This window comes from Terracoccus luteus, from assembly GCF_003635045.1.
Taxonomy (GTDB): Bacteria; Actinomycetota; Actinomycetes; order Actinomycetales; family Dermatophilaceae; genus Terracoccus; species Terracoccus luteus.
This window is the reverse complement of sequence record NZ_RBXT01000001.1, coordinates 3,288,971-3,313,204: the sequence shown is the minus strand read 5'-3', so window position 1 is coordinate 3,313,204 and position 24,234 is coordinate 3,288,971. Positions and strand designations below refer to the sequence as shown.

16 protein-coding genes are annotated in these 24,234 nt (G+C 69.9%); 11 read left to right on the top strand and 5 right to left on the bottom strand.

Translation table 11 applies throughout. The features are described from left to right. Positions 1-24: 24 nt before the first annotated feature. Positions 25-1,410 (top strand): replicative DNA helicase, encoded by a 1,386-nt coding sequence (gene dnaB / locus DFJ68_RS14935; protein WP_121034418.1) that lies wholly within the window; start codon positions 25-27, stop codon positions 1,408-1,410. Between the two features lie 330 nt (positions 1,411-1,740). Here dnaB and DFJ68_RS14930 read toward each other — a convergent pair whose 3' ends face one another. The 4 genes from DFJ68_RS14930 to DFJ68_RS14915 all read right to left on the bottom strand — a co-directional run bounded on the left by DFJ68_RS14930 (position 1,741) and on the right by DFJ68_RS14915 (position 4,353). Next, the gene (locus tag DFJ68_RS14930; RefSeq protein WP_121034417.1) at positions 1,741-2,460 is read right to left on the bottom strand and encodes a class I SAM-dependent methyltransferase; all 720 of its coding nucleotides are present in this window, start codon (positions 2,458-2,460) and stop codon (positions 1,741-1,743) included. Positions 2,461-2,467: 7 nt separating this feature from the next. Next, positions 2,468-3,058 (bottom strand): GNAT family N-acetyltransferase family protein, encoded by a 591-nt coding sequence (locus DFJ68_RS14925; protein WP_121034416.1) that lies wholly within the window; start codon positions 3,056-3,058, stop codon positions 2,468-2,470. A 119-nt stretch (positions 3,059-3,177) separates the two neighbouring features. Then, the gene (locus DFJ68_RS14920; protein WP_121034415.1) at positions 3,178-3,660 is read right to left on the bottom strand and encodes a GNAT family N-acetyltransferase; all 483 of its coding nucleotides are present in this window, start codon (positions 3,658-3,660) and stop codon (positions 3,178-3,180) included. 84 nt (positions 3,661-3,744) lie between these two features. After that, entirely contained in the window at positions 3,745-4,353 is a 609-nt protein-coding gene (locus DFJ68_RS14915) for a class I SAM-dependent methyltransferase (protein WP_211333384.1), read from the bottom strand. Positions 4,354-4,831: 478 nt separating this feature from the next. On the opposite strand from DFJ68_RS14915, the gene DFJ68_RS18990 reads away from it, so the two are divergent. From DFJ68_RS18990 to dpgD, 10 genes are read left to right on the top strand one after another with little or no spacing between them, the layout of a single operon-like run. After that, positions 4,832-5,146 carry an MbtH family protein gene (locus tag DFJ68_RS18990; protein WP_121035417.1) on the top strand — a complete coding sequence of 105 codons (315 nt, stop codon included), beginning with the start codon at positions 4,832-4,834 and terminating at the stop codon, positions 5,144-5,146. Beyond that, the gene (locus tag DFJ68_RS14905) at positions 5,146-6,483 is read left to right on the top strand and encodes an aminotransferase-like domain-containing protein (RefSeq protein WP_121034414.1); all 1,338 of its coding nucleotides are present in this window, start codon (positions 5,146-5,148) and stop codon (positions 6,481-6,483) included. Before DFJ68_RS18990 ends, DFJ68_RS14905 begins: the two co-directional genes overlap by 1 nt. Next, positions 6,473-12,811, top strand: coding sequence for a non-ribosomal peptide synthetase (locus DFJ68_RS14900; RefSeq protein WP_121034413.1), 6,339 nt, complete (start codon positions 6,473-6,475; stop codon positions 12,809-12,811). Before DFJ68_RS14905 ends, DFJ68_RS14900 begins: the two co-directional genes overlap by 11 nt. Then, on the top strand, positions 12,808-13,650 hold the full coding sequence (locus DFJ68_RS14895) for a methyltransferase domain-containing protein (RefSeq protein ID WP_121034412.1): 843 nt from the start codon (positions 12,808-12,810) through the stop codon (positions 13,648-13,650). Before DFJ68_RS14900 ends, DFJ68_RS14895 begins: the two co-directional genes overlap by 4 nt. After that, positions 13,647-17,561 carry a non-ribosomal peptide synthetase gene (locus DFJ68_RS14890; protein WP_121034411.1) on the top strand — a complete coding sequence of 1,305 codons (3,915 nt, stop codon included), beginning with the start codon at positions 13,647-13,649 and terminating at the stop codon, positions 17,559-17,561. Before DFJ68_RS14895 ends, DFJ68_RS14890 begins: the two co-directional genes overlap by 4 nt. After that, positions 17,558-18,679 carry a 3,5-dihydroxyphenylacetyl-CoA synthase DpgA gene (dpgA, locus tag DFJ68_RS14885; RefSeq protein WP_121034410.1) on the top strand — a complete coding sequence of 374 codons (1,122 nt, stop codon included), beginning with the start codon at positions 17,558-17,560 and terminating at the stop codon, positions 18,677-18,679. The genes DFJ68_RS14890 and dpgA overlap by 4 nt, the downstream gene beginning before the upstream one ends. Before the next feature lie 40 nt (positions 18,680-18,719). Continuing rightward, complete coding sequence (gene dpgB, locus DFJ68_RS14880) at positions 18,720-19,394, top strand: enoyl-CoA-hydratase DpgB (protein WP_121034409.1); 675 nt, start codon at positions 18,720-18,722, stop codon at positions 19,392-19,394. Further along, positions 19,391-20,803, top strand: a complete 1,413-nt coding sequence (locus DFJ68_RS14875; RefSeq protein ID WP_121034408.1) for an enoyl-CoA hydratase/isomerase family protein — start codon at positions 19,391-19,393, stop codon at positions 20,801-20,803. The genes dpgB and DFJ68_RS14875 overlap by 4 nt, the downstream gene beginning before the upstream one ends. Next, the gene (locus DFJ68_RS14870) at positions 20,779-22,035 is read left to right on the top strand and encodes an MFS transporter (protein ID WP_211333383.1); all 1,257 of its coding nucleotides are present in this window, start codon (positions 20,779-20,781) and stop codon (positions 22,033-22,035) included. Before DFJ68_RS14875 ends, DFJ68_RS14870 begins: the two co-directional genes overlap by 25 nt. A 26-nt stretch (positions 22,036-22,061) precedes the next feature. Next, entirely contained in the window at positions 22,062-22,841 is a 780-nt protein-coding gene (dpgD, locus tag DFJ68_RS14865; RefSeq protein WP_211333382.1) for an enoyl-CoA-hydratase DpgD, read from the top strand. Between the two features lie 45 nt (positions 22,842-22,886). Here dpgD and DFJ68_RS14860 read toward each other — a convergent pair whose 3' ends face one another. After that, entirely contained in the window at positions 22,887-23,969 is a 1,083-nt protein-coding gene (locus DFJ68_RS14860) for a PLP-dependent cysteine synthase family protein (protein ID WP_121035415.1), read from the bottom strand. Positions 23,970-24,234: the final 265 nt, after the last annotated feature.

The window sequence follows — 24,234 nt, the reverse complement described above, 5'->3', positions numbered from 1 at the left end:
TGAGGGTCAGGGAGAGGTGAGCCGGTGTCGCTCGACGAGCTGAGCACGAGCGCATTCGGGTCGTCGTCGCGCGAGGGCGGACCGCCCGACGACCGGCTCCCGCCGCAGGACGTCGGCGCCGAGCAGTCGGTGCTCGGCGGCATGCTGCTCAGCAAGGACGCCATCGCCGACTGTGTCGAGCAGCTCAAGGGCACCGACTTCTACCGGCCGGCCCACGAGCTCATCTACGACGCCGTGCTCGACCTCTACGGCCGCGGCGAGCCGGCCGACGCCATCACCGTCAGCGACGAGCTGACCAAGCGCGGCGACCTGTCGCGCATCGGCGGGCAGGCGTACCTGCACCAGCTCATCGCGTCGGTCCCGACGGCGGCCAACGCCGGCTACTACGCCCAGATCGTCGCCGAGCGCGCGGTGCTGCGCCGCCTCGTCGAGGCCGGCACCCGCATCGTCCAGCTCGGCTACGCGCAGGGCGGCGGCGACGTCGAGGACATCGTCAACGCGGCCCAGGCCGAGGTCTACTCCGTGGCCGACAAGCGCGGCGGCGACGACTACCACCGGCTCGGCGACATCATCGAGGCGACGGTCGACGAGATCGAGGTCGCCTCCGGCCGGTCCGGCGAGATGACCGGCGTGCCCACCGGGTTCACCGACCTCGACAGCCTGACGAACGGCCTGCACCCCGGCCAGATGATCGTCATCGCCGCACGCCCGGCTATGGGCAAATCGACCATAGGCCTAGATATCGTGCGTTCTGCGGCCATCAAGCACAAGCAGGCCGCCGTCGTATTCTCGCTCGAGATGAGCCGCACCGAGATCACCATGCGTCTGCTCTCGGCGGAGGCCGGCATCCAGCTGCAGCACATGCGCAAGGGCACCATGCGCGAGGAGGACTGGATGCGCCTCGCCTCGACGATGGGCAAGGTGTCCGATGCGCCGCTCTTCATCGACGACTCGCCGAACATGTCGCTCATGGAGATCCGGGCCAAGTGCCGCCGGCTCAAGCAGCGGCACAACCTCAAGCTCGTCGTCATCGACTACCTGCAGCTGATGAGCTCGGGCAAGCGCGTCGAGTCGCGTCAGCAGGAGGTCTCGGAGTTCTCGCGTGCGCTCAAGCTGCTTGCCAAGGAGCTCGAGGTGCCGGTCATCGCCATCTCGCAGCTCAACCGTGGCCCGGAGCAGCGCACCGACAAGAAGCCCGCGATGAGCGACCTTCGTGAGTCGGGTTCGATCGAGCAGGACGCGGACATGGTGATCCTGCTGCACCGCGAGGCGGCCTACGAGAAGGACTCACCCCGCGAGGGGGAGGCCGACCTCATCGTGGCCAAGCACCGTAACGGCCCGACCGACACGATCGTCGTCGCCTTCCAGGGCCACTTCAGCCGCTTCCAGAACATGGCGACGAACTTCTAGCCCGGTTTTGAGAGGGGGCCCGAAGAGGGGAACGCGACGCGTTCGGGGTCACACGAGCTGGGGTATCTCGAGGTCGTAGGCCAGCACCTCGGCGCGTGCCGGCAGGCGCCCCTGCGTCGTTTTCGACCACAAGTCGGCGCATCTCACGCTCTACCACCGCCGTGACGAGGGCGGCCCGGCTGGTGGCCCACCCCCGCCGCCACGGCTCGGTCGAGGAACGACACCAGCTCGGCCGGCAGTCGGATCGCGATCTGAGTGCTGATACTTCTCACCGAATCCGTCTGCATCCAAGGACGGAACGCACCCGACCGAGCCTGGTCGCCCCGCCGTTCAGATCGCCTCGAGCACGAAGAAGAGGAAGCAGAGGAACGTCCGCCCCTCCTGCAGCCCGTCGGGCAAGAGCTCCGGCGGTGTGTCGGGGTGGTGCGCCGGTTCGCTGATCGTCGTGACACGGAACCCGGCGGCGGAGAAGGTGTCGGTCATCGCGTGCAGTGGCCGGTGGAAGAACGTCAGCCACACCGTCCGGCCGTCGAACGTGTAGTCCTCGGTGTACCTCGTGACGGCGAAGTAGTCCGCGTCCGGGTGGACGACGGGGAAGATCACCGGGTGGTTGACCGACACGAGGAGGCGCCCACCGGTCCGCACCACCCGGCGCAGCTCCGACAGCGGCCCCGACCATTCCTCCAGGTAGTGCAGCACGAGCGAGGCGACGACGTCGTCGAACTCGCCGTCTCCGTAGGGCAGGGGCGCGGCGAGGTCCGCCACGCGCAGGTCGACGTCGTCCCCGAGCCGCCGCCGTGCCAGCTCGACCATGGCCGTACTGACGTCGAACCCGGCGACCTCCGCGCCCGCGGCACGCAGGGCCGCCATCGTCGGGCCCGACCCGCAGCCGGCGTCGAGCACCCGCCGCCCCGCGACGTCACCGACGAGACGCAGCATCGCCGGCTTCTCGTACCAGGCGTTGAACAGCCCGGTCTCGTTCTGCTGCGCGTACGCCTCGGCGAACTCGTCGTAGTCGCTCGGTCCGGCGTCGCGCCCGGTCGTCGTCACGGCGACCTCAGGCCGGGTCGACCGTCGTCACCATGACGCAGTTCTTCAGACCCTTGGGGCGGTCGTAGGTGAAGCCGAGCCGCTCGTACAGTCGGCGCGTCCCGTTGTAGAGGAAGGACGACGACATCTTCTTCGTCTGGTGCGTCAGGTCGTGCGGGTAGCTCTCCACGCGTCCGCCCCCGGCCTGGGCGATCTGCTCCAGCGCCCCCGTGATGGCCAGCTCGGTCACCCCCTGCCGCCGGTATCGCTTGTCGACGAAGACGCACGTGATGCGGTAGTCGGGGTCCTCGGTCTTCGTGGCGTCGTACTCCTTGCGGTGGTGCAGCGTCGGCAGCTCCTCCGGCGTGCCGTACTCGGCCCACGCGATCGCCTCGTCACCGTCCATGACGAGCGCCGCGTGCGCCTTACCCTGCTCGACGTAGGCCTTCTTTAGCGCGCGGTTCGCCTCAGCGCCCTGCCCGCGCTCCGGGCCGTCGGGGTGGAACCAGATGCACCAGCACCCGCCGAAGATGCCGTTGTGCCGCTGAACCATCGCGTCGAACGCCGGCCACGTCTGCGGGCTGAGGGTGGCGATGGTGTACGTCTCCTCGGGGGCCATCACCGCACCGTAGCCCCGCCGGGGCGGCCGGTCACCGCATCCCGAGGGGGTGATCTGCCTCGTCACGCAGCCAGCACGTCGACGGTCGGATGCCGTCCCGCCTCCGACCGCAGGGCCGCTCAGTCCCGCAGTCGCAGGGTGCCCATCATCAGCGCCGACCCCGCGCGCACCCGCTCGCGCTGACCGGTGTCGACGAAACCGTTGCGCTCGTAGAGTCGCCGGGCGCCGTCGTTGCCGTCGGTCACGTGCAGCTCGACAGGACGGCCGAACCGCTCGCTCTCAGTCACGAGCCGCCGCACGATCGCGTCGGCCACACCCCGCCCGCGGGCCTCGGGTGCCACCCACATGCCCCAGACCATCGACCGGTCGCCCCCCTCCGGTACGTACAGCCCGCCCATGCCGACAGGAACGCCGCCGAGCCGGGCGAGTACGACCGGACCGGCAGAGCCGTCGACCCGCTCGCGCCACACCGACTCGGGCTGTGACCGCGCCTCCGCGAGCGTGGCCCCGAACGCGTCGGGGGAGTCCACGAGCGCCCTGAGCCTCAGCGCGCGGAATGCCTCCCAGTCGTCGGCACCGGCGAGGCGCAGGTCGAGGTCCATGACGCGAGGTTAGCCACCGCGGCCGACGAGGACTGCCCCAGCTCGACGAGCCCGAGATCACAGCGGGTGCTGCTCACTCAACCCTCAGCGAGCGCTGACCACCAGGTACCGCTCGTCGGTCACAGGCCATCCCCAGTAGAGGTGCTCGGGCAGGTTCGTCACGTCGAGATGGTTCCTGTGCTGGAGCAGTAGTCGTTGGCACTCCTCAGCCGCCACCCCGAAGCCATCGGCGCACAGGCCTTCGACGAGGACGAGGCGGCCTCCGGGCCGGAGCAGCCGGAGCCACAGCCGCACCGACGCGTCGGGGTCGGGCAGGCCCGAGAGGACGTGCTGCCCCATCACGACGTCGAATCGCCCGAGATGAGTCGACAGCTCCGTCTCGGGATCGGCGGTGGCGTCCATCGTCCACTGCTCCGCCGGCGGATCGAGGGTGGTGCCGCCGTCGCGCTCCCTCGTCGATCCGCTCGACCCGACCAACCCGATGACCTGGTGGCCCTCCTCACGAAGCAGGAGGGCCAACGCGCCGGTGCCGTCCCCCAGGTCTATGACATCCGCCGGAGGCTCGGGCAGGTGCTGCAGCAGCAGGTCTCGCCAGGCGGCCCGTGTGCCCGGATCGCTCACCGCGCGGTCGGAGTCCAGGACCAGCGCCGCACGTCGCGCGCGGATGGCGTGCTCGGTCTCCACTGTCGTCACATGCCCTCCTCCACGGTGTTGAGACCCTGCGCCGACGCGGCTCGAGTGCCGGACGGCCGGCGCGGTGGTCGACGATGAGCGACGCTCGACCGTCGTCACTCGTCGCACCCAGCATCCCCGATCTCGGCCATCGGCGCTCGCTCTCGTCCGGACATCGACGACGGACGGTGTCGACACGGCCTGGCTGAGCCTTCCTGACGGCGGAGTGGAACTGGAGGTTCGTCCAATCTCGTTGCACAACAGCGTGTCTGGCGACCGATCGACAGCGTTTGGTACGAATGGCCGTTGGCCGTTGTCTTACCGGTGCACGCAGAGACGTCAGTTGCTAGGGTCGGGCCAGTCCCGAGATTTGTGACAGGGGGACGTTCGACACCTGCGCGTGGCGACCGGATCGTTCCGGTCGGCACGCGTTGTATTCCCAGGCGGGCCGCCGATGTCCCGTCCGGTGTCGGGCGCGTCCACATTCAAGGAGATGCTGATGTCGCCGCAGAACAGCACGCCCACACCACAGCAGCAGGCGGACCCGCAGGACGAGCTCACGCCGGCCGCCGACGGCAGCGTCGAGGCGCCCCACGCGGCCACCGGCCTCGACGACGCCGAGGGGCTGTTCCACGTCCTCGTCAACGCCGAGGAGCAGTACTCCCTCTGGCCCGGAGCGGTACCGGTCCCGCGCGGCTGGGACGTGGTGCTGGAGTCGGCCCCGCGTGCGCAGTGTCTCGCTCACATCGAGGCCGCTTGGACCGATCTCAGACCGCTCTCACTACGTCAGGCGTCCGGCACCACCGCAGGGTGATGACGGACCCCGCCGCCGGGGCGAGTTCGCCCCGGCCGCAAGCTCTTTCGATCGATGACCTTGCCGACTTCGCGGCGAGTGATGCGGCGGAGGGGATCACCTTCCTCAACGAGGTCGCGGCGCGCTTCCCCGACGCCATCTCGTTCGCCGCCGGCCGCCCCCACGACGGGTTCATGAGTCTCGACGACATCGGTCGTGACCTACAGACGTACCGGTCGTGGCTGCAGGACCGTGGCGTCCGCGACGACGAGGCCCGGGCCCGGGTGCTGCAGTACGGGCCGGCGACGGGAATCGTCAATGACGTCATCGTGGAGCACCTGGCGAAGGACGAAGGCATCGCCGTCAGGCCGGATGCCGTCCTGCTCACGAACGGTGCCGCGGAGGCGTTGTGGCTGACTCTTGCCACCGTCCTGCGGCCGGAGCGGGACGATCTCCTCGTCGTCGCCCCCAACTACCCCGGGGTCTGGGGAGCGGCCGAGAGCCTGGGCCTCGTCACCCGACCCGCACCCGCCGACGAAGACCTGGGACGGAGCCTCGAGAGCGCAGCCCAGCTCTCGTTTCAGGCGGGTCGGCGCCCGCGCGCGGTCTACCTCAGCTCGGACTCGGGCAACCCCACTGGAGTGTCACTCACCGAGCGGCAGAGGTCCGAGGTCCTGGGCGTGGCCCGGGACCTGGACCTCGTGGTCATCGAGGACAACCCCTACTCACTCGTCGCCGGCCCGGCCGACAGGCGTCCCTCGCTCAAGGAGCTCGACCCCGACGGTGCCGTCGTACGCCTCGGCTCGTTCTCGAAGACGATCTTCCCCGGACTGAGGGTCGGGTACGCGGTGGCCGACCGCCTGGTCCAACGCTCGGACGGCACCACCGAGACTCTGGCCACGACCATGTCGCGCCTCAAAGCCATGGTGAGCGTCAACACCTCGCCGGTCGCACAGGCGTGCGTCGCAGGCCGCCTCATCTCCAACGGCTTGAGTCTTCGACATGCGAACTCCGCTGTCGCCCAGACCTACAGGCGCAACCGGACCGCCATGGTCGAGGCTCTACGCCGACGCCTGTCCGACATCGACGGTGTCAGCTGGACAACGCCCGACTCCGGCTTCTTCCTCCAGCTCGACACGACCTTCGATCTCGGTGACGACGAGCTCCTCCGGTCGGCAGAGGAGTTCGGGGTGTTGTGGACCCCGCTACGGCACTTCTACGGGGCCCATCCCGCGCCCGCAGGAATGCGCCTGTCCTACAGCTTCACCGACCCCGACGAGATCGACAGAGGGGTCGAGCGGCTCGCGCGTTTCCTCACAGAGACCAGCACGAACACCAAGGAGAGCCATGTCGGCTGAGACGACCCGTTACCCCCTGTCGTTCGGGCAGCGGAGGTTGTGGTTCTTGTTTCGGTTGGAGGGTGCGTCGGCGACGTACAACGTGCCGGTGGTGACGCGGGTGCGTGGGGTGGTTGATGTGGGGGCGTTGCGGGCTGCGGTGGGTGATGTGGTGGGTCGGCATGAGGTGTTGCGTTCGGTGTACCGGGAGGTGGACGGGGAGCCGGTGCAGTGTGTGTTGGAGGGGGTGGAGGTGCCGTTCGTGCATGCCCGGGTGGGGGTGGGTGAGGTGGATTCGGCGGTGGAGTCGGCGTGTTCGCGGGTGTTCGACCTGGAGCGTGAGGTTCCGGTGGCGGTGGAGTTGTTGTCGGTGGCTGATGATGACCATCGGTTGGTGGTGACGATTCATCACATTGCTGCTGATGGGGTGTCGATGGGTCCGTTGTCGGCGGATCTGTCGGTGGCGTATGAGGCGCGGTGTGCGGGGCGGTCTCCGGGGTGGGAGGCGTTGCCGGTGCAGTACGGGGACTTCGCGTTGTGGCAGCAGGATCTGTTGGGTTCGGGTTCGGGTTCGGGTTCGGGTTCTGGTTCGGGTTCGGTGGAGCGGGATCGGTTGGTGCGGTTCTGGTCGGGGGCTCTTGAGGGTGTGCCGGTGGAGTTGGCGTTGCCGGTGGATCGGGTTCGTCCGGTGCGCTCGAGCTATCGCGGTGGGCGGGTGGTGTTCGAGGTCTCGGCGGGTACGCATGCGGGTCTGGTGGGGTTGGCGCGGTCGGTGGATGCGTCGTTGTTCATGGTGGTGCAGGCGGGTCTGGCGGCGTTGTTGACGCGGTTGGGGTGTGGGGTTGATGTGCCGTTGGGCACGGTGGTGGCGGGTCGTACTGATGAGCAGTTGAAGGATCTGGTGGGGTTCTTCGTCAATTCGTTGGTGTTGCGGACGGATACGAGTGGGGATCCGTCGTTCGTGGAGTTGGTGGGTCGGGTTCGTGGGGTGGATCTGGCGGCGTTCGATCATGCGGAGCTGCCGTTCGAGCAGTTGGTGGAGGTGCTGTCCCCGCCGCGGTCGTTGGCCCGCCACCCCCTCTTCCAGGTCGCCTTCACCCTCGACGACGGTCTGCCGCTGCGCATCGCCGGTCTCGACTGCTCCGAGGCGGACCGTCCCGTCGAGCCCGCGAAGTTCGACCTGTTCGTCGGTATGGTGGCCGCGCAGGACGGACCGCTGACGGGCACCGTCACGTTCGCGACCGACCTCTTCGACGAGGACACCGTCCGGCGTTGGATGGACCTCTTCGTCGAGATGCTGACGACGGCCGCACGCGAGCCGAACACACCGCTCTCCCGGCTCGGCGCGGCCGCCTCCGTGCCCGATGGTGCGCACCGGGGTCCGGAGCGGCCCGCACGACTGCTGACCGACCTGTTGGACGAGTCCTTCGAGGCCGGCGCCCTGTCACCCGCCGTCGAGGCCTGGGACGGCCGCCTGACCTACGCGCAGCTGGATGCCGTCAGCGCCGGTCTCGCGCGAACACTCCTCGCGCTGGGGGCAGGTCCGGACCGCCCGGTCGTGGTCTCGGGTCGTCGTTCGGCGGCGCTGGTGGTGGCGTTGACCGCGGTGATCCGCAGTGGAGCCGTCTACGTGCCGCTCGACCCCGCCCTTCCCGCGGCTCGCGCCGCCGAGATCCTGGGCTCCCTCGACGGTGCTCTCGTGGTCGCGGACTCGACCGGGGTCGCGCCGGCCTCCGACCCTGCGTTGGAGATGGATCTCGACGCATGGGTGGCCCGAGCGTCCGACCGACCGGTCACCGACGCGAACCGTCCCGAGACGCTGAGCCTCGCGCACGGTAGCTACGTCATCCACACGTCCGGGACGACGGGACGACCGAAGGCAGTGCTCCTGCCGCACGAGGGCTTCGTCAAGCTGGAAGCACGGTTCCGGGACGACTTCGCGGTGACGGACACGTCGAGGGTCGTCGCCATGGCCTCCATCGGGTTCGACGGGTCCCTCTTCGAGATCCTCATGGGTCTGCTCTGTGGCGCGGTCGTGCTGCCGACGGAGCCGCAGGACTTCCTGACGGGCGAACGGACCGACTTCACCCATGCGACGGTGACACCGTCCATGCTCGCCGCACTGGATCCCGGTGCCTTTCCCTCTGGCCGGACGTTCGTGACGGCCAGCGAGGCCTGCTCGGACGGCCTGGTCAGCGCCTGGGCCGGGCGCCACACGCTCATCAACTCCTACGGACCGTCCGAGGTCACCGTCTTCGCATCCGGTGGCCCGCTTCAGGTGGCCGAGCCCGTGACCATCGGGGGACCCGTCGTCAACACCGCCCTCATGGTGTTGGACGAGGGTTTGCGGCCGGTGCCGGTGGGGGTGGCGGGTGAGCTGTTCGTGGCTGGTGGTGGTCTGGCGCGGGGGTATGTGGGTCAGCCCGGGTTGACGGCTGAGCGGTTCGTGGCGAACCCGTTCGGTGGTGCGGGTGAGCGGATGTACCGCACGGGTGATGTGGTGCGGTGGGACGTGTCGGGTCGGTTGGTGTTCGTGGGGCGTAACGACTCGCAGGTGAAGGTGCGTGGTTTCCGGATCGAGCTGTCGGAGATCGAGAGCGTGCTGGTGCGGGATGAGCGGGTGCGGCATGCGGCGGTGGTGGCGCGTCGTGACGCGTCGGCCACCGCTGGTGGTTCTGGTGGCTCGGCTGGTGGTTCGGGTGAGGTCCGGGTGGTGGCCTACGTGGTGCCGGTGGGGGCTGGGGTCGATGTGGAGTCGGTGCGCTCGGGGGTGGCTCGGGTGTTGCCGGACTACATGGTTCCTGCTGCGGTGGTGGCGGTGGAGTCGTTGCCGTTGACGGCGAACGGGAAGCTTGATGTGGCGGCGTTGCCGGAGCCGTCGTTCGTGGGTCATGTGCCCTCGGGGGTGGCGGATTCGCCGCGGCAGGAGATGGTGTGTGGGGTTTTCGCGGATGTGTTGGGGCTGGATGCGGTGGGTCCGGATGACAGCTTCTTCGATCTGGGTGGTCATTCGTTGTTGGCGGTTCGTCTGGTGAACCGGTTGCGGGCTGTTCTGGGGTGTGAGGTCTCGATCAGCTCGTTGTTCGAGGCGCCGACGCCGCGTGCGTTGGAGCCGTTGTTGGTCGTGGTCGACCGGGACCGGCCCGCCCTCGTCGCTCGACGCCGGGACACCTGCGTCCCCCTGTCGTTCGGGCAGCGGAGGTTGTGGTTCTTGTTTCGGTTGGAGGGTGCGTCGGCGACGTACAACGTGCCGGTGGTGACGCGGGTGCGTGGGGTGGTTGATGTGGGGGCGTTGCGGGCTGCGGTGGGTGATGTGGTGGGTCGGCATGAGGTGTTGCGTTCGGTGTACCGGGAGGTGGACGGGGAGCCGGTGCAGTGTGTGTTGGAGGGGGTGGAGGTGCCGTTCGTGCATGCCCGGGTGGGGGTGGGTGAGGTGGATGCGGCGGTGGAGTCGGCGTGTTCGCGGGTGTTCGACCTGGAGCGTGAGGTTCCGGTGGCGGTGGAGTTGTTGTCGGTGGCTGATGATGACCATCGGTTGGTGGTGACGATTCATCACATTGCTGCTGATGGGGTGTCGATGGGTCCGTTGTCGGCGGATCTGTCGGTGGCGTATGAGGCGCGGTGTGCGGGGCGGTCTCCGGGGTGGGAGGCGTTGCCGGTGCAGTACGGGGACTTCGCGTTGTGGCAGCAGGATCTGTTGGGTTCGGGTTCGGGTTCTGGTTCGGGTTCGGTGGAGCGGGATCGGTTGGTGCGGTTCTGGTCGGGGGCTCTTGAGGGTGTGCCGGTGGAGTTGGCGTTGCCGGTGGATCGGGTTCGTCCGGTGCGCTCGAGCTATCGCGGTGGGCGGGTGGTGTTCGAGGTCTCGGCGGGTACGCATGCGGGTTTGGTGGGGTTGGCGCGGTCGGTGGATGCGTCGTTGTTCATGGTGGTGCAGGCGGGTCTGGCGGCGTTGTTGACGCGGTTGGGGTGTGGGGTTGATGTGCCGTTGGGCACGGTGGTGGCGGGTCGTACTGATGAGCAGTTGAAGGATCTGGTGGGGTTCTTCGTCAATTCGTTGGTGTTGCGGACGGATACGAGTGGGGATCCGTCGTTCGTGGAGTTGGTGGGTCGGGTTCGTGGGGTGGATCTGGCGGCGTTCGATCATGCGGAGCTGCCGTTCGAGCAGTTGGTGGAGGTGTTGTCCCCGCCGCGGTCGTTGGCCCGCCACCCCCTCTTCCAGGTCGCTTTCGCCGTCACCGAGGACGCGGCATCCCTCGGTCTCCCCGGGACCCGGTCGCACGCGGTCCCGACACCGTTGCAGCAGGCCCGGTTCGACCTCGAGGTCACCTACGACGTGTCGGATGCGCAGGACGGTGCGGCTGTTCACATCACTTTCGCCAGAGACCTCTTCGACGAGGTCACGGCACGGGCGCTGGTCGAGCAGCTCGTCGCGCTGCTTGCCTCTGCCGCCGACGACCCCTCGACTCCACTGTCACGGCTGGACGGCCCCGGCCGGCCCGGGGTCGTGGCCGGTCACGTCGTCGAGGGACGGTCGACGGTCGTCGCGGACGTGCTCGAGAGCGTGCGGAGGACGCCGGATGCAACGGCGCTGAGGGAGGGAACGCGGTCCCTCTCCTACTCCGAGCTCGACCGTCGCAGCGCAGCAGTCGCCCGCGCGCTCGTCGACCACGGTGCGCGACCCGACACCTTCGTCCCGGTCCTCATGCGTCGCAGTCTCGACCTCGTCGTGGTCCTGCTCGGCATCATGCGTGCGGGCTCCGCCTACAAGCCGGTCCACCTGTCCTACCCACCCGAGCGGATGCGCGAGGTCATCGGCGACACCCCGGCCCTCGTGGTGCTCGACGACTCGCCCGCGGCCGGGCTCGTCGCCGACTGGTGCCGCGAGGTCGGTCACGAGGTCTGGGCCCCCGGTGCCCTGGAGCAGGAGGGCCTCGGTGCGGAGTCGGTGCTGCCGATGGTGCACCCACACTCGGCCGCCTACGTCATGTACACGTCCGGGTCGACCGGAAAGCCGAAGGGCATCGTGGTCGAGCACGCCGGAGTCGTCGATCTGTGCACGGACCCGTGCTGGGATCTGCACCCCGACGACAGCACGTTGTTCCACTCACCGCACGCCTTCGACGCGACCGTGTGGGAGATCTGGGCGCCGTTGCTGACCGGCGGCACCGTCGTGGTGGCGCCGGACGGGCCGATCGAGGCCTCCTCGCTCGCCCGCCTCGTCCGCGAGGGCGTCACGCAGCTCAGCCTCACCGCCGGGCTCTTCCGGGTCATCGGTCAGGACGACCCGGGGGCCTTGCAGGGCCTGCGTTCGGTCACGACAGGAGGGGACGTCGTCTCGCCCGAGGCGACGCGACGGGTCGTCGACGCCTGCCCCGACATCGTCGTCCGCACGACCTATGGCCCCACCGAGGCGACCCTGTGCCTGCTGGAACACGGCTGGCGCGCCGGCGAGGTCCCCGGGTCGGTCGTCCCGCTGGGCGAGCCGATGGTGAACATGTCGGTCATGGTGTTGGACGAGGGTTTGCGGCCGGTGCCGGTGGGGGTGGCGGGTGAGCTGTTCGTGGCTGGTGGTGGTCTGGCGCGGGGGTATGTGGGTCAGCCCGGGTTGACGGCTGAGCGGTTCGTGGCGAACCCGTTCGGTGGTGCGGGTGAGCGGATGTACCGCACGGGTGATGTGGTGCGGTGGGACGTGTCGGGTCGGTTGGTGTTCGTGGGGCGTAACGACTCGCAGGTGAAGGTGCGTGGTTTCCGGATCGAGCTGTCGGAGATCGAGAGCGTGCTGGTGCGGGATGAGCGGGTGCGGCATGCGGCGGTGGTGGCGCGTCGTGACGCGTCGGCCACCGCTGGTGGTTCTGGTGGCTCGGCTGGTGGTTCGGGTGAGGTCCGGGTGGTGGCCTACGTGGTGCCGGTGGGGGCTGGGGTCGATGTGGAGTCGGTGCGCTCGGGGGTGGCTCGGGTGTTGCCGGACTACATGGTTCCTGCTGCGGTGGTGGCGGTGGAGTCGTTGCCGTTGACGGCGAACGGGAAGCTTGATGTGGCGGCGTTGCCGGAGCCGTCGTTCGTGGGTCATGTGCCCTCGGGGGTGGCGGATTCGCCGCGGCAGGAGATGGTGTGTGGGGTTTTCGCGGATGTGTTGGGGCTGGATGCGGTGGGTCCGGATGACAGCTTCTTCGATCTGGGTGGTCATTCGTTGTTGGCGGTTCGTCTGGTGAACCGGTTGCGGGCTGTTCTGGGGTGTGAGGTCTCGATCAGCTCGTTGTTCGAGGCGCCGACGCCGCGTGCGTTGGAGCCGTTGTTGGTCGTGGTCGACCAGAACCGACCGAAGCTGACGTCCAGGAGGAACCGATGAGTACCCCGACCACCCCGACCAGCCTGAGTGGCACGTCCCTTCCGCTGCTCGTCGATCGCGAGAGCCTGACGTCGGTCGACGACGAGTCGTACGACGGACCGCGCCAGCTCGCGAAGTACCTGCTCATGCACTACGGCACGGCCGAGGAGACCTTCCCGGACCCGCGGCACGTGCTCGCGAGCTCGTACGGCTTCGTGCAGCGGCTGTCCAACGGTCTGCACCTCGCCGCCGCCGAGCAGGGGTCGGACGTGGCCCGGGCCCTGGACGTCGGGTGTTCGGTCGGCGGCCTGACGACGGTGCTCGCGTCGTGGGTGACGGGCGACGTCGTCGGGATCGACGTGTCCGAGGCGTCGGTGGAGGTCGCCCGGCGTCTGGCGGATGCCGGTGGGGGGGCTTACGACATCACCACCGACGGTGCCGCCTTCGACCGCCTCGAGATCCGTCTCGACGGGGGGCTGTGCCCGCGACGGTTCGAGGTCGGCGACGCCTCCGCGATCTCGTTGCCCGACGAGCCTTACGACGCCATCGTCCTGTCCAACGTCCTGGACCGGGTCCCGGACCCCGCCGACTGCCTTCGCCAGTTCACCGACGAGCGCCTCCTGCGACGCGGGGGGTTCCTCATGATCGCGTGCCCGTGGTCGTGGTATCCCACCTTCAGCGAGCCGGACAAGTGGCTCGGCGACCCCGACGGGACGACGGCCCAGGAGCAGCTGTCCGAGCTGCTCCTTCCCGACTTCGACCTCGTCCGTGAGCTCGAGACGAGTGGAGTGCTCCGCCAGAACATCAGGGAGTACGACTACTTCGACGCGCACACCTCGATCTGGATGCGTCACCGGTGAGCGGAGAGACCGTGCGCGACGTCGGCGAGACGACGCAGGGCGCGCCCGACCCCTCGGCGCAGGACCGTGAGCCCGAGGTGCTCCCCCTGTCGTTCGGGCAGCGGAGGTTGTGGTTCTTGTTTCGGTTGGAGGGTGCGTCGGCGACGTACAACGTGCCGGTGGTGACGCGGGTGCGTGGGGTGGTTGATGTGGGGGCGTTGCGGGCTGCGGTGGGTGATGTGGTGGGTCGGCATGAGGTGTTGCGTTCGGTGTACCGGGAGGTGGACGGGGAGCCGGTGCAGTGTGTGTTGGAGGGGGTGGAGGTGCCGTTCGTGCATGCCCGGGTGGGGGTGGGTGAGGTGGATGCGGCGGTGGAGTCGGCGTGTTCGCGGGTGTTCGACCTGGAGCGTGAGGTTCCGGTGGCGGTGGAGTTGTTGTCGGTGGCTGATGATGACCATCGGTTGGTGGTGACGATTCATCACATTGCTGCTGATGGGGTGTCGATGGGTCCGTTGTCGGCGGATCTGTCGGTGGCGTATGAGGCGCGGTGTGCGGGGCGGTCTCCGGGGTGGGAGGCGTTGCCGGTGCAGTACGGGGACTTCGCGTTGTGGCAGCAGGATCTGTTGGGTTCGGGTTCGGGTTCTGGTTCGGGTTCGGTGGAGCGGGATCGGTTGGTGCGGTTCTGGTCGGGGGCTCTTGAGGGTGTGCCGGTGGAGTTGGCGTTGCCGGTGGATCGGGTTCGTCCGGTGCGCTCGAGCTATCGCGGTGGGCGGGTGGTGTTCGAGGTCTCGGCGGGTACGCATGCGGGTTTGGTGGGGTTGGCGCGGTCGGTGGATGCGTCGTTGTTCATGGTGGTGCAGGCGGGTCTGGCGGCGTTGTTGACGCGGTTGGGGTGTGGGGTTGATGTGCCGTTGGGCACGGTGGTGGCGGGTCGTACTGATGAGCAGTTGAAGGATCTGGTGGGGTTCTTCGTCAATTCGTTGGTGTTGCGGACGGATACGAGTGGGGATCCGTCGTTCGTGGAGTTGGTGGGTCGGGTTCGTGGGGTGGATCTGGCGGCGTTCGATCATGCGGAGCTGCCGTTCGAGCAGTTGGTGGAGGTGTTGTCCCCGCCGCGGTCGTTGGCCCGCCACCCCCTCTTCCAGGTGTTCCTGCAGATGGCGGCGGACGAGTACGAGAGTCGGCCGCCGCTCTTCGCCGAGCCGGTGCCGTTCGAGCTCGCCGTCGCGAAGTTCGACCTGTCCTTCTATGTGACCGCCAAACCGGAGGAGGGCGGGCTGCTGGTCGCGGCCGAGTACGCGAGTGACCTCTTCGACGAGTCGACGGTCGCTGCCGTGTGTCGCGCCTTCGTGGACACGCTCGACGAGGTGGTCGGCGACCCCACCGTGCGCATCGGCGACCTCTCGCGCCCGCTGCCGGCACGGCTCGCCCCGCCGGACAGCACCTGGTCGAGGGGGCATGCCGGAGAGCACGAGGACGTCGTCGCCGCGATCCTGGGGCGACGGTCCGGCAGCCCCCTCCTCACCCGCACGCGGACCCTGGACCGGGGCGGGTTCGTCGACCTCGTCGGGTCCGTGGCCGAACGGCTGACGGCCGGCGGCGTCCACCCCGGGGACCACGTCGCCGTCCGCATCGGTGACCGTCTCGACAACCTCGCCGTGCTCCTTGCCGTCCTGTCCCTGGACGGTGTCGCGGTCCAGGTCGACCCCACCGCACCGGCGGAGCGCCAGCGCTACATGATTGAGGACAGCGCCTCGGGCTGGGTGGTCGACGGTCTCGACGACGAGGGCCTCACCGCGGTGCCAGCGTCCACCACGGCGCCGGCTGCGCGGGGGGCCGCCGCTCCGGCCGCGGGGTACATCCTCTACACCTCGGGGTCGACCGGGGCGCCCAAGGGCGTGCTGGTGGGCACCGACAGCCTGAGCAACCTCGCCGCGGACGTGACCCGGCGCCTCGACCTGTCCGACCGGGCGACCGTCCTGTCGCTGGCCCGACCGTCGTTCGACGTGTCCTTGGGGGAGACGCTCCCCGCCCTCCTCGTCGGTGCCCGGCTGGTCCTCGTCTCCCAGCAGGAGGCCGGCGACCTGTCGCTGTGTGCCGAGCTGGTGAGGCGTCACGACGTGACCCACGTCGTCGCCACCCCGACGCAGCTGCGTCACCTGCTCACCCTCGACCCGACCCTGCTCGAGGGACGGTTCGTCGTGGCGACGGGCGAGGAGCTCCCCCCGGGCGTCGCGCGCGACGTGAGCGCGACGGCATCCGGCCTCGTCAACCTCTACGGACCGACGGAGGCGACCGTCTGGGCGACCGGGGGTGAGGTCGGCCCCGACACCGGGCCTCCCGACATCGGTCGCCCCCTCGACAACGTCGAGGTGCACGTCCTGGATGCGGGGTTGCGCCCGGTCGCGATCGGCGGGACCGGAGAGATCTTCCTCGGTGGTCAGTGCCTGGCCCACGGCTACTGGCGTCGCCCGGCGTTGACCGCCGAGCGGTTCGTCGCGCACCCGCTCGGCGACGGCACCCGTCTGTACCGCACCGGCGACGTGGGGCGGTGGACCGCGTCCGGTCGCCTGCAGTACCTCGGCCGCGAGGACGGGCAGGTCAAGATCAGGGGTCTGCGGGTCGAGCTGGGCGAGATCGCCTCTGCGCTGCGCGACTGCGACGGCGTGGCCGACGCCTACGTGTCGGTGCGCCGGAACGGTGAGGACACCGCCCTGGTCGCTCACGTGCTCCCGAAGGACGGGGCCGCGCCGACCCCTGAGGTGCTGCGCCGGTCCGTGTCGACCCGGCTGCCCGGCTACATGGTCCCGCGGGCCGTCGTCGTGGTGGACAGCCTGCCGCGCACCAGCAACGGCAAGATCGACACCGCAGCCCTGCCCGCGCCGGTCGAGGACGCGGGGGAGGGACGTCCGGAGACCGACCTGCAGCGTCTGCTCGCCGACTGTTTTGCGTACGCACTGGGAATCCCAACGGTCGGGACCGGGACCAACTTCTTCGACGCGGGCGGTCACAGCCTGAGCGCCGCCCTGCTGGCCGCCCGGTTGTCGGAGAGGCTCGGACGCAAGGTGTCCGTCGCCCGTGTCTTCGAGAACCCCTCCGTGCTCTCGATGGAGTCGTGGCTGGAGGGCGACCAGGACGCGGCCATCACCGGATCGGTCGTGAGCTTCCGGAGCGCGGGCACGGGGCGACCCGTCGTCCTCGTGCCGCCGGTGAACGGGTTGCCGTGGGCCTACTCGGACCTGTCCCGGGCCATCGACGGAGACCGCGAGGTGCTCGGGCTCGTCGACCCGCGCCACGGGCGGGACACAGCACCTCGGTCGACGGTGCAGGAGATCGCCGCCGCCTTGGTCCGGTGCGTGCCCGACGACGTGGCGCGACAGCGACCGCTGCTCGTGGGGTGGTCGTTCGGCGGGGTGCTCGCGTACGAGATGGGTGTCCTGCTGCAGGCGGCGGGTCGACCTGCCGACCGCGTGGTCCTCCTCGACTCCCGCATCGCCTCGCTCGAGGCGATCACGCCGACGTCCGTCGACATCCTCTGGGCCGCCGTCGACGGGGCCATCGAGCGCGACCGTCTCGTCGACGTCACCGACAGGGTGTTGCTCGACGAGCTCGAGCTGCGCGGCAGCCCTCTGGCCGACCTTGGGCTCGAGGGCATGGCGCGTCTGCGAGCGCTGTCCGAGACCAACGCCCACTGCCTGGCGCACTACCGGCCGACGCCGTCGGACCTCACCGTGCACGTGTTCGAGGCCGTCGAGGGGCGTCCGCCCGGTGTCCAGGGGCTGCGTGACCAGTGGTCCCGCTTCACGACCGGGACGCTGACCGTCGACCCCGTCCACTGCGACCACGTGCAGATCGGCCGTAGCCCCTACGTCGACCAGCTCGACATCAACCGCTGGCTCGGCGACGAGCCCCTCGGAAAGGACCCACGATGACGACGGAGTCGACGGCGAAGCCGACGTCCCTCGCCCTGACGACCGACCACCGGCCGGCCATCACGGGCGTGGGCACGGCCAACCCCGCACAGGCGTACACCCAGGACGAGGTGCTCGACCTCTACCGGATCGCGGACCCGAGGGTCCGCTCGGTCTTCCAGAACGGAGCCATCGAGCAGCGGCACCTCACCCTGCCCGAGCTGGGTGACGACGGCGTGCCCATGGACGAGGACCAGGGCCAGCTGCTGGCCAAGCACCTGAAGGGAAGCATCGACATCGGCTCGAAGGCGATCCGCGAAGCCGTCGAGGCGTCGGGGCACTCCCTGGAGGACGTCGACTACCTGTGCTGCATCACCACGACCGGGTTCCTCGCCCCCGGCCTGTCGGCGCACCTCATCCGCGCCCTGGGGCTCAAGCCCACCACCTCGAGGCTCGACGTCGTGGGCATGGGCTGCAACGCCGGTCTCAACGGTCTCGCCCCGGTGGCGGGCTGGGCACAGGCCAACCCGGGTCGGCTGGCCGTCATGGCGTGCATCGAGATGTGTTCCGCCGCGTACGTCTTCGACGGGTCCATGCGCACCGCCGTCGTGAACAGCCTCTTCGGCGACGGGGCCGCAGCCATCACCCTCGAGTCCGGCCCGCTGGTCGGAGTCGATGGCGCCGTCCCGGTTCCCGTCCCTCGCATCCTGGACTTCAGCAGCCGGATCATCGTCGATGCCATCGACGCCATGCGGTACGACTGGGACGGTGACGCGGGCAAGTTCAGCTTCTTCCTCGACCCGCAGATCCCGTACGTCGTCGGCGCGAACGCCGAGCAGACCGTCGACGCCCTGCTCGAGCCCAACGGCCTGACGAGGGACGATGTCGCGCACTGGGTCATTCATCCGGGCGGCAAGAAGGTCATCGACGCCGTCATGGTCAACCTGGGCCTCACGCCTCACGACGTGCGTCACACGCTGACGGTGCTGCGCGACTTCGGGAACCTCTCCAGCGGCTCGTTCCTCTTCTCGTTCTCACGCCTGGTGGCCGAGGGAGCGGTCCAGTCCGGTGACCTCGGCGTCCTCATGACGATGGGCCCGGGCTCGACCATCGAGACCGCCCTGCTCGCCTGGACCTGACCCCGGCCGCACACCTCATCCCCACGACGAACGGATCGACATGACCATTGCAGAACCCACGACGGACACCCCCACGGGCGGACGCTCAGGTCCGACGTTCGTCGAGCTGAACTTCGACGACGGTCTCGACCGCGCAGCCGTCGAGACGATCACCGAGACCGCGGCCCTGTCCGCGCAGGCGACCGCCCTCGTCCTGCAGGTGTCGGGCAGAGGTGCTGAGGACGTTGCGCCCGAGCTCACGGTGGTGAACAAGTGGGAGGCCGCCCTCAGGTCCCTGGAGCGGGCTGACGTGCCGATCGTGGCGACTGCCACCGGACCGTGCCACGCGCGGGCACTCGAGGTGTTCCTCACCGCCGACGTGCGCATCGCCTCGCCGACCGCGACCTTCGCGTTGGCCGACCCCGGCAGGGTCTGGCCGGGCATGGCCCTGCACCGGGTCGTGACACAGATCGGGGCGCACGTCGCGCGTCGGCTGCTCGTCGAGCAGGGCGAGCTCTCGGCCCAGGACGCCCTCGACGTCGCCCTCGTCGACCGCCTGGTCGACGACCCCAGGGCCGAGGCACTCCGGATGCTCAGTGTGACCAGTCGTCTCCCCAACCCGGACCACGCCCGACACCGTCAGCTCATCTTCGACGCCGGGAGCTCGTCCTTCGAGGAGGCGCTGGGACGCCATCTCGCCGCCATCGAGCGGCTGCTGCGTCGGATCGACGAGTGAACTCGCACGCCCGCCCCGTCGACGCCGGGTCCGTCGAACGGGTGGCCGGCCTGCGATCCGCCCATGGTGCGTCGCCCGGCACCGGCCGCGCCGAGCTCGACGTGGCCCTCCACGACGCCCTCGAGGCCGGTGCGGTTGACCTGTACCGCACGGCGACCGATGACGGACGCGTCCGGCTGAGGATGGTCGAGCTCGGTGACCGGGTCGCCGAGCTCGTCCCCGGCCTCCTCCCCACCCGTGACCAGAGGGCGGAGGACGCGGCGCGACCTCTCGAGGAGCAGCGGGGATGGGAGGTGGACCACGCGATCCTCCTCCACCACGTCCTGTCGGACCAGTCCTCCGGCCTGCACCTGCTCGACTCGATGCGTCGTCCGACCCCGGCGGCAGAGCGGGACCTCGCCGCGTACACGGCATCCGGCCGCGCGCGGTCCGGGACGGTCACGCTCGAACGTCGTGGCGCAGTGTCCCTGGTGCAGATGGAGGACGGTCTGCACCTCAACGCCGAGGACCTCGACCAGCTGCGGTCGCTCGAGTACCTCGCGGACCTCTGTCTCCTCGACCCGCTCACCAGCGTGGTCCTGCTCCGTGGCGGGGTGATGTCCCACCCGAAGTACCGCGGCCGACGGGTCTTCTGCGCCGGCATCAACCTGCGCGAGCTGGCCGCCGGCCGAATCCCACTGGTGGGCTACCTCCTCGAGCGGGAGGCCGGGTACCTCGCGAAGATCCTGCACGGCCTGTCGACGGGGGGACGAGGGTCGGTCCGGTCCAAACCCTGGGTCGCAGGGGTCGACGGCTTCGCCATCGGTGGCGGGACACAGCTTCTCCTCGTCTGCGACCGGGTGGTGGCTGCAGAGGGGGTCTTCGCGTCCCTGCCTGCCGCGCAGGAGGGCATCATCCCGGGCGCGGCGAACATGCGGCTGATCCGGCAGGTCGGTGCTCGCATGACCCGTGAGCTCGTCCTCACGGGACGGGCGGTGAGGACCGATGACGACGACGCCCACCTCGTGTTCGACCGTGTGGTGTCGACCGAGGAGATGGACGCGGCGCTCGACGAGGAGTGCCTGGCCATGGCCGAGCCCGCGGTCCGGGCGAACCGGCACATGGTGAACGCCTCCCTGGAGTCGCCCGACGACCTGCGTCGCTACCTGGCCGACTTCGCGCTCCTGCAGGCCCAGAGGGCTCGCAGCGACGACGTGCTCGGCAAGGCGTCGGCCTTCGGCCGGGGCGACACCCCCGACCACGACCGGACCGACGACCGGACCGATGCACAGACCCGCGGTCAGGTCCACGTCCACCGTGCCGACGACGGTACGGTGACCGCGGCCTCGGGCCACACGACCCCACCGTTCCCGCCCGCCCCGGTACCTCCCGAAGGAGCACCACGTTGGCCGAGTCGTCCGGACCTGTGAGCACGAGCCGGGAGCGCCCGGCAGCAGTCGTGGTCCCCCTGTGGCGGAACAAGAACTTCCAGCTGCTCTGGAGTGGGACTGCCTTCACCCTCTTCGCCAACGAGATGGGGGTCGTCGCCTTTCCCCTCGTCATCCTCGGCCTCACGGACTCCCCGGCGCTCGCCGGCCTCTACGGCGCCGTGCAGCTCGCCGCGTCGGTGCTCGTCGGGATTCCGGCGGGTGCGTGGGTCGACCGCCACGACCGGCGCCGGCTCCTGCTGTGCGCCGAGGCGCTCAAAGCCACCGTGCTGCTGCTCGTCGCGGCTGCTCTCCTGACCGGACGAGCCCAGGTCTGGATGCTTCTCGCGGGTGCGGCGGTCATGGGGGCCGCGGCCCCCTTCGCCGGGGCCTCGCGGATGCTCATGGTCCGCAAGGCCGTCCCCCCACAGCAGCTGACGAGCGCGCTCACCCAGGACGAGGTGAGGGGAAACACGGTCAGCCTGGCCGGCCCGTCGGTGGCGGGGTACACGTACGGCTTCGGGGCGGGCGTCCCCATCGTCGTGGCGGGCGCCCTGTCGGGTCTCGCGTTGCTGCTCGCATCCCTCGTCGACCGGTCGCTCGGCCGCATCGACCCAGGGGCGCCGCGAGACGCCGCCGGACCGGCGGCCGGCCTGCGCATCCTCTGGGGCAACCCGGTACTGCGGCTCGGCACGGTGTTCGCCGCCGCGTCCAACCTCGCCATCGCCCCGCTCATCCTCATCGTCGTGTTCATCCTCCAGCAGCAGGACGCGCCCCCGCTCGTCATCGGGGCCACCTCCGCGGGCCTCGCGGTGGGAGGTCTGCTCGGTACCCTCCTCGTCAAGCCGATGCAACGGATCTTCCGTCCCGGGGTGCTGCTGCTCGTCGTCGGAACCTTCACCACGATCCTCATCGCAGCCCTGTCGGTCGTCCGGGGGCCGTGGGTGATGGCGGTCGTGCTCGCTCTCATCGGGGTCGGCGGGCCGACCGTGCGCATCCTCGTCGACATCCTCATCTTCCGTCAGGTCAGCGACGAGCAGCGTGGCCGCACCGTCACGGCTTTCATGACCGTGCTCGGAACGGGCTCAGCCCTGGGCGTGCTCGTGTCGGGTCTGCTCCTCGAGCTCGCTCCCTGGGTCGCCGTCGGCGGCCTCGCCGCGCTCCTGCTCGTGGCGATGTTCGTCGGATACGCCTCACCCGCCATCCGGCGGGCCGACTGGCCGGAGGAGGTGTGAGCGCGACGATCTCCGACCGGTCTCCGGTGATCGTGCACGTCGAGGGCCACGTCGCGCGCATCACGCTGAACCGTCCCGAGGTGCTCAACGCCCTGGACAGCGAGACGCACCGCCGGCTCGCGGACGCCTGGGAGGTCGTGCAGGGCGACACGGACGTCCGGGTGGCCGTTCTCACCGGCGCGGGCACGCGCGCTTTCTGCGTCGGGCAGGACCTCAAGGAGACGGCGGCTCACACCGATGCCGTGCGGGCGGTGTCGTTCGGCAGCGCCGGCAAGCCCGGCGCGCCTCGACTCACCGACCGCTTCGACATCACCAAACCGGTGGTGGCCCGGGTTTTCGGACACGTTCTGGGGGGCGGTTTCGAGCTCGCGATGGCGACGGACCTCATCGTCGCGGCCGACGACTCCTCGTTCGGGCTGCCCGAGGCCCTCCGGGGACTGGTCCCCGGGGCGGGGGGTGTCTTCCGCCTCGGGCGTCAGGTGCCACCTCGGGTGGCCCTCGAGCATCTGCTCACCGGGCGGCCGATGTCGGCCGAGCGCGCTCTGCAGTTCGGGCTGGTGAATGCGGTGGTGCCCCGTGAGGACCTCGACAGGTCCGTCGACGACCTGGTCCAGGCCATCCTCCGAGCCGCCCCCCTCTCGGTGCGCGCGATCAAACAGTCCTTCTACGAGTCGCAGGCCCTGCCTCTGCCCGACGCCTTCACGCGGACCTACGTCGAGGAAGAGCGACGACGGCAGAGTCGTGACGCGCGAGAGGGAGTCGTCGCCTTCGCCGAGAAGCGTGACCCGGTCTGGACCGGGAGCTGACTGCCGCCGAGGGTGCGCCGGCGAGCGACTCGAGTGAGGTGGGGGTCAAGCGACCGGCCACTCGAGCTCGGACCACGCCCGCTCGATGCGCCCGCTCCACGCCTGCCAGTCGAGCCCCTGCGCCCGCAGCCACCCGTCGTCGTCGAAGGTGGCGTCGTAGCGCTCGGCCCGGTCGCACATGAGCGTGACGATCGAGCCCGCCACGCCCTGCTGACGCATCTCGCACGCGAGCCGCAGGGCCCCGACGAGGTTGGTCCCGGTGGAGGGCCCGGCCGCGATGCCGAGGTGCGACCTCAGGAACCTCATGGCCGCTACCGACGCGGCATCCGGCACCCCCAGCATCCGGTCGACGACCTGGGGCACGAACGACGGCTCGACGCGCGGGCGGCCGATGCCCTCGATGCGCGACCCGCGACCGGCGTCGCCCTGGCCCGCGTAGGCCGACAGGAACGCCGAGCCCTCGGGGTCGACGACGGCCAGCCGCGTCGGCAGGCCGCGGTAGCGCAGGTAGCGCCCGATGGTCGCGCTCGTGCCGCCGGTGCCGGCGCCGACGACGACCCACGTGGGCACCGGGTGCGTCTCGAGCTCGAGCTGCTCGAAGATCGACTCGGCGATGTTGTTGTTGCCGCGCCAGTCGGTCGCGCGCTCGGCGTTGGTGAACTGGTCGAGGTAGAGGCCGCCGCACTCGTCGGCGAGCCGCCGCGCGACGTCGTACACCTCGCCCGCGGAGTCGACGAGCTCGCAGCGCCCACCCTCGCGCTCGATGAGCGCGATCTTCTCGCGGCTCGTCGTGCGCACCATGACGGCCACGAACGGCAGCCCGAGCAGCCGCGCGAAGTACGCCTCGCTGATGGCGGTCGAGCCGCTCGAGGCCTCGACGACCGTCGTGCGCGGACCGATCTGACCGTTGCACAGGGCGAAGAGGAAGAGCGAGCGCGCCAGTCGGTGCTTGAGGCTGCCCGTCGGGTGGGTCGACTCGTCCTTGAGGTAGACGTCGACCGATCGCTCCGCCGGGGGCCGCAGCGGTAGCAGGTGCGTGTCGGCACTGCGCCGTGTGTCGGCCTCGAGCCGCCCGACCGCCCACTGCACCCACGTGCGGTCGATGGGCTGCGCGCTCGCGACGTCCACGACCGAGTCGCGGGGCGCGTCGGGCGGCGGTGCGGTCGCGGTCACGGTCGGTCCTCGCGGTCGGGGGTGTGTCGAGGTGGCCCGGTCGGCCGCCACCGACGCACCCTACCGAGGGTCACCCGCCGCCCGGATGCCGTCGAGCCCGGCAGGTGCGTCGGTGCGCCTGACGTGGGTGACGGGTCTTCACGGCGGGCCCCCACGTCGTTAGCGTGGACGCGTCGACGCGGCCGTCCGGGGTGCGGTGGCACCGGCAGGGAGGAACGGC

Coding starts and splice junctions, on each gene's coding strand:
- DFJ68_RS14925 (WP_121034416.1), bottom strand. CDS start 3,058: ATGGCCCCCGAGGAGACGTACACCATCGCCACCCTCAGCCCGCAGACG.
- DFJ68_RS14920 (WP_121034415.1), bottom strand. CDS start 3,660: ATGGACCTCGACCTGCGCCTCGCCGGTGCCGACGACTGGGAGGCATTC.
- DFJ68_RS18990 (WP_121035417.1), top strand. CDS start 4,832: ATGTCGCCGCAGAACAGCACGCCCACACCACAGCAGCAGGCGGACCCG.
- DFJ68_RS14905 (WP_121034414.1), top strand. CDS start 5,146: ATGACGGACCCCGCCGCCGGGGCGAGTTCGCCCCGGCCGCAAGCTCTT.
- DFJ68_RS14900 (WP_121034413.1), top strand. CDS start 6,473: ATGTCGGCTGAGACGACCCGTTACCCCCTGTCGTTCGGGCAGCGGAGG.
- DFJ68_RS14895 (WP_121034412.1), top strand. CDS start 12,808: ATGAGTACCCCGACCACCCCGACCAGCCTGAGTGGCACGTCCCTTCCG.
- dpgA (WP_121034410.1), top strand. CDS start 17,558: ATGACGACGGAGTCGACGGCGAAGCCGACGTCCCTCGCCCTGACGACC.
- dpgB (WP_121034409.1), top strand. CDS start 18,720: ATGACCATTGCAGAACCCACGACGGACACCCCCACGGGCGGACGCTCA.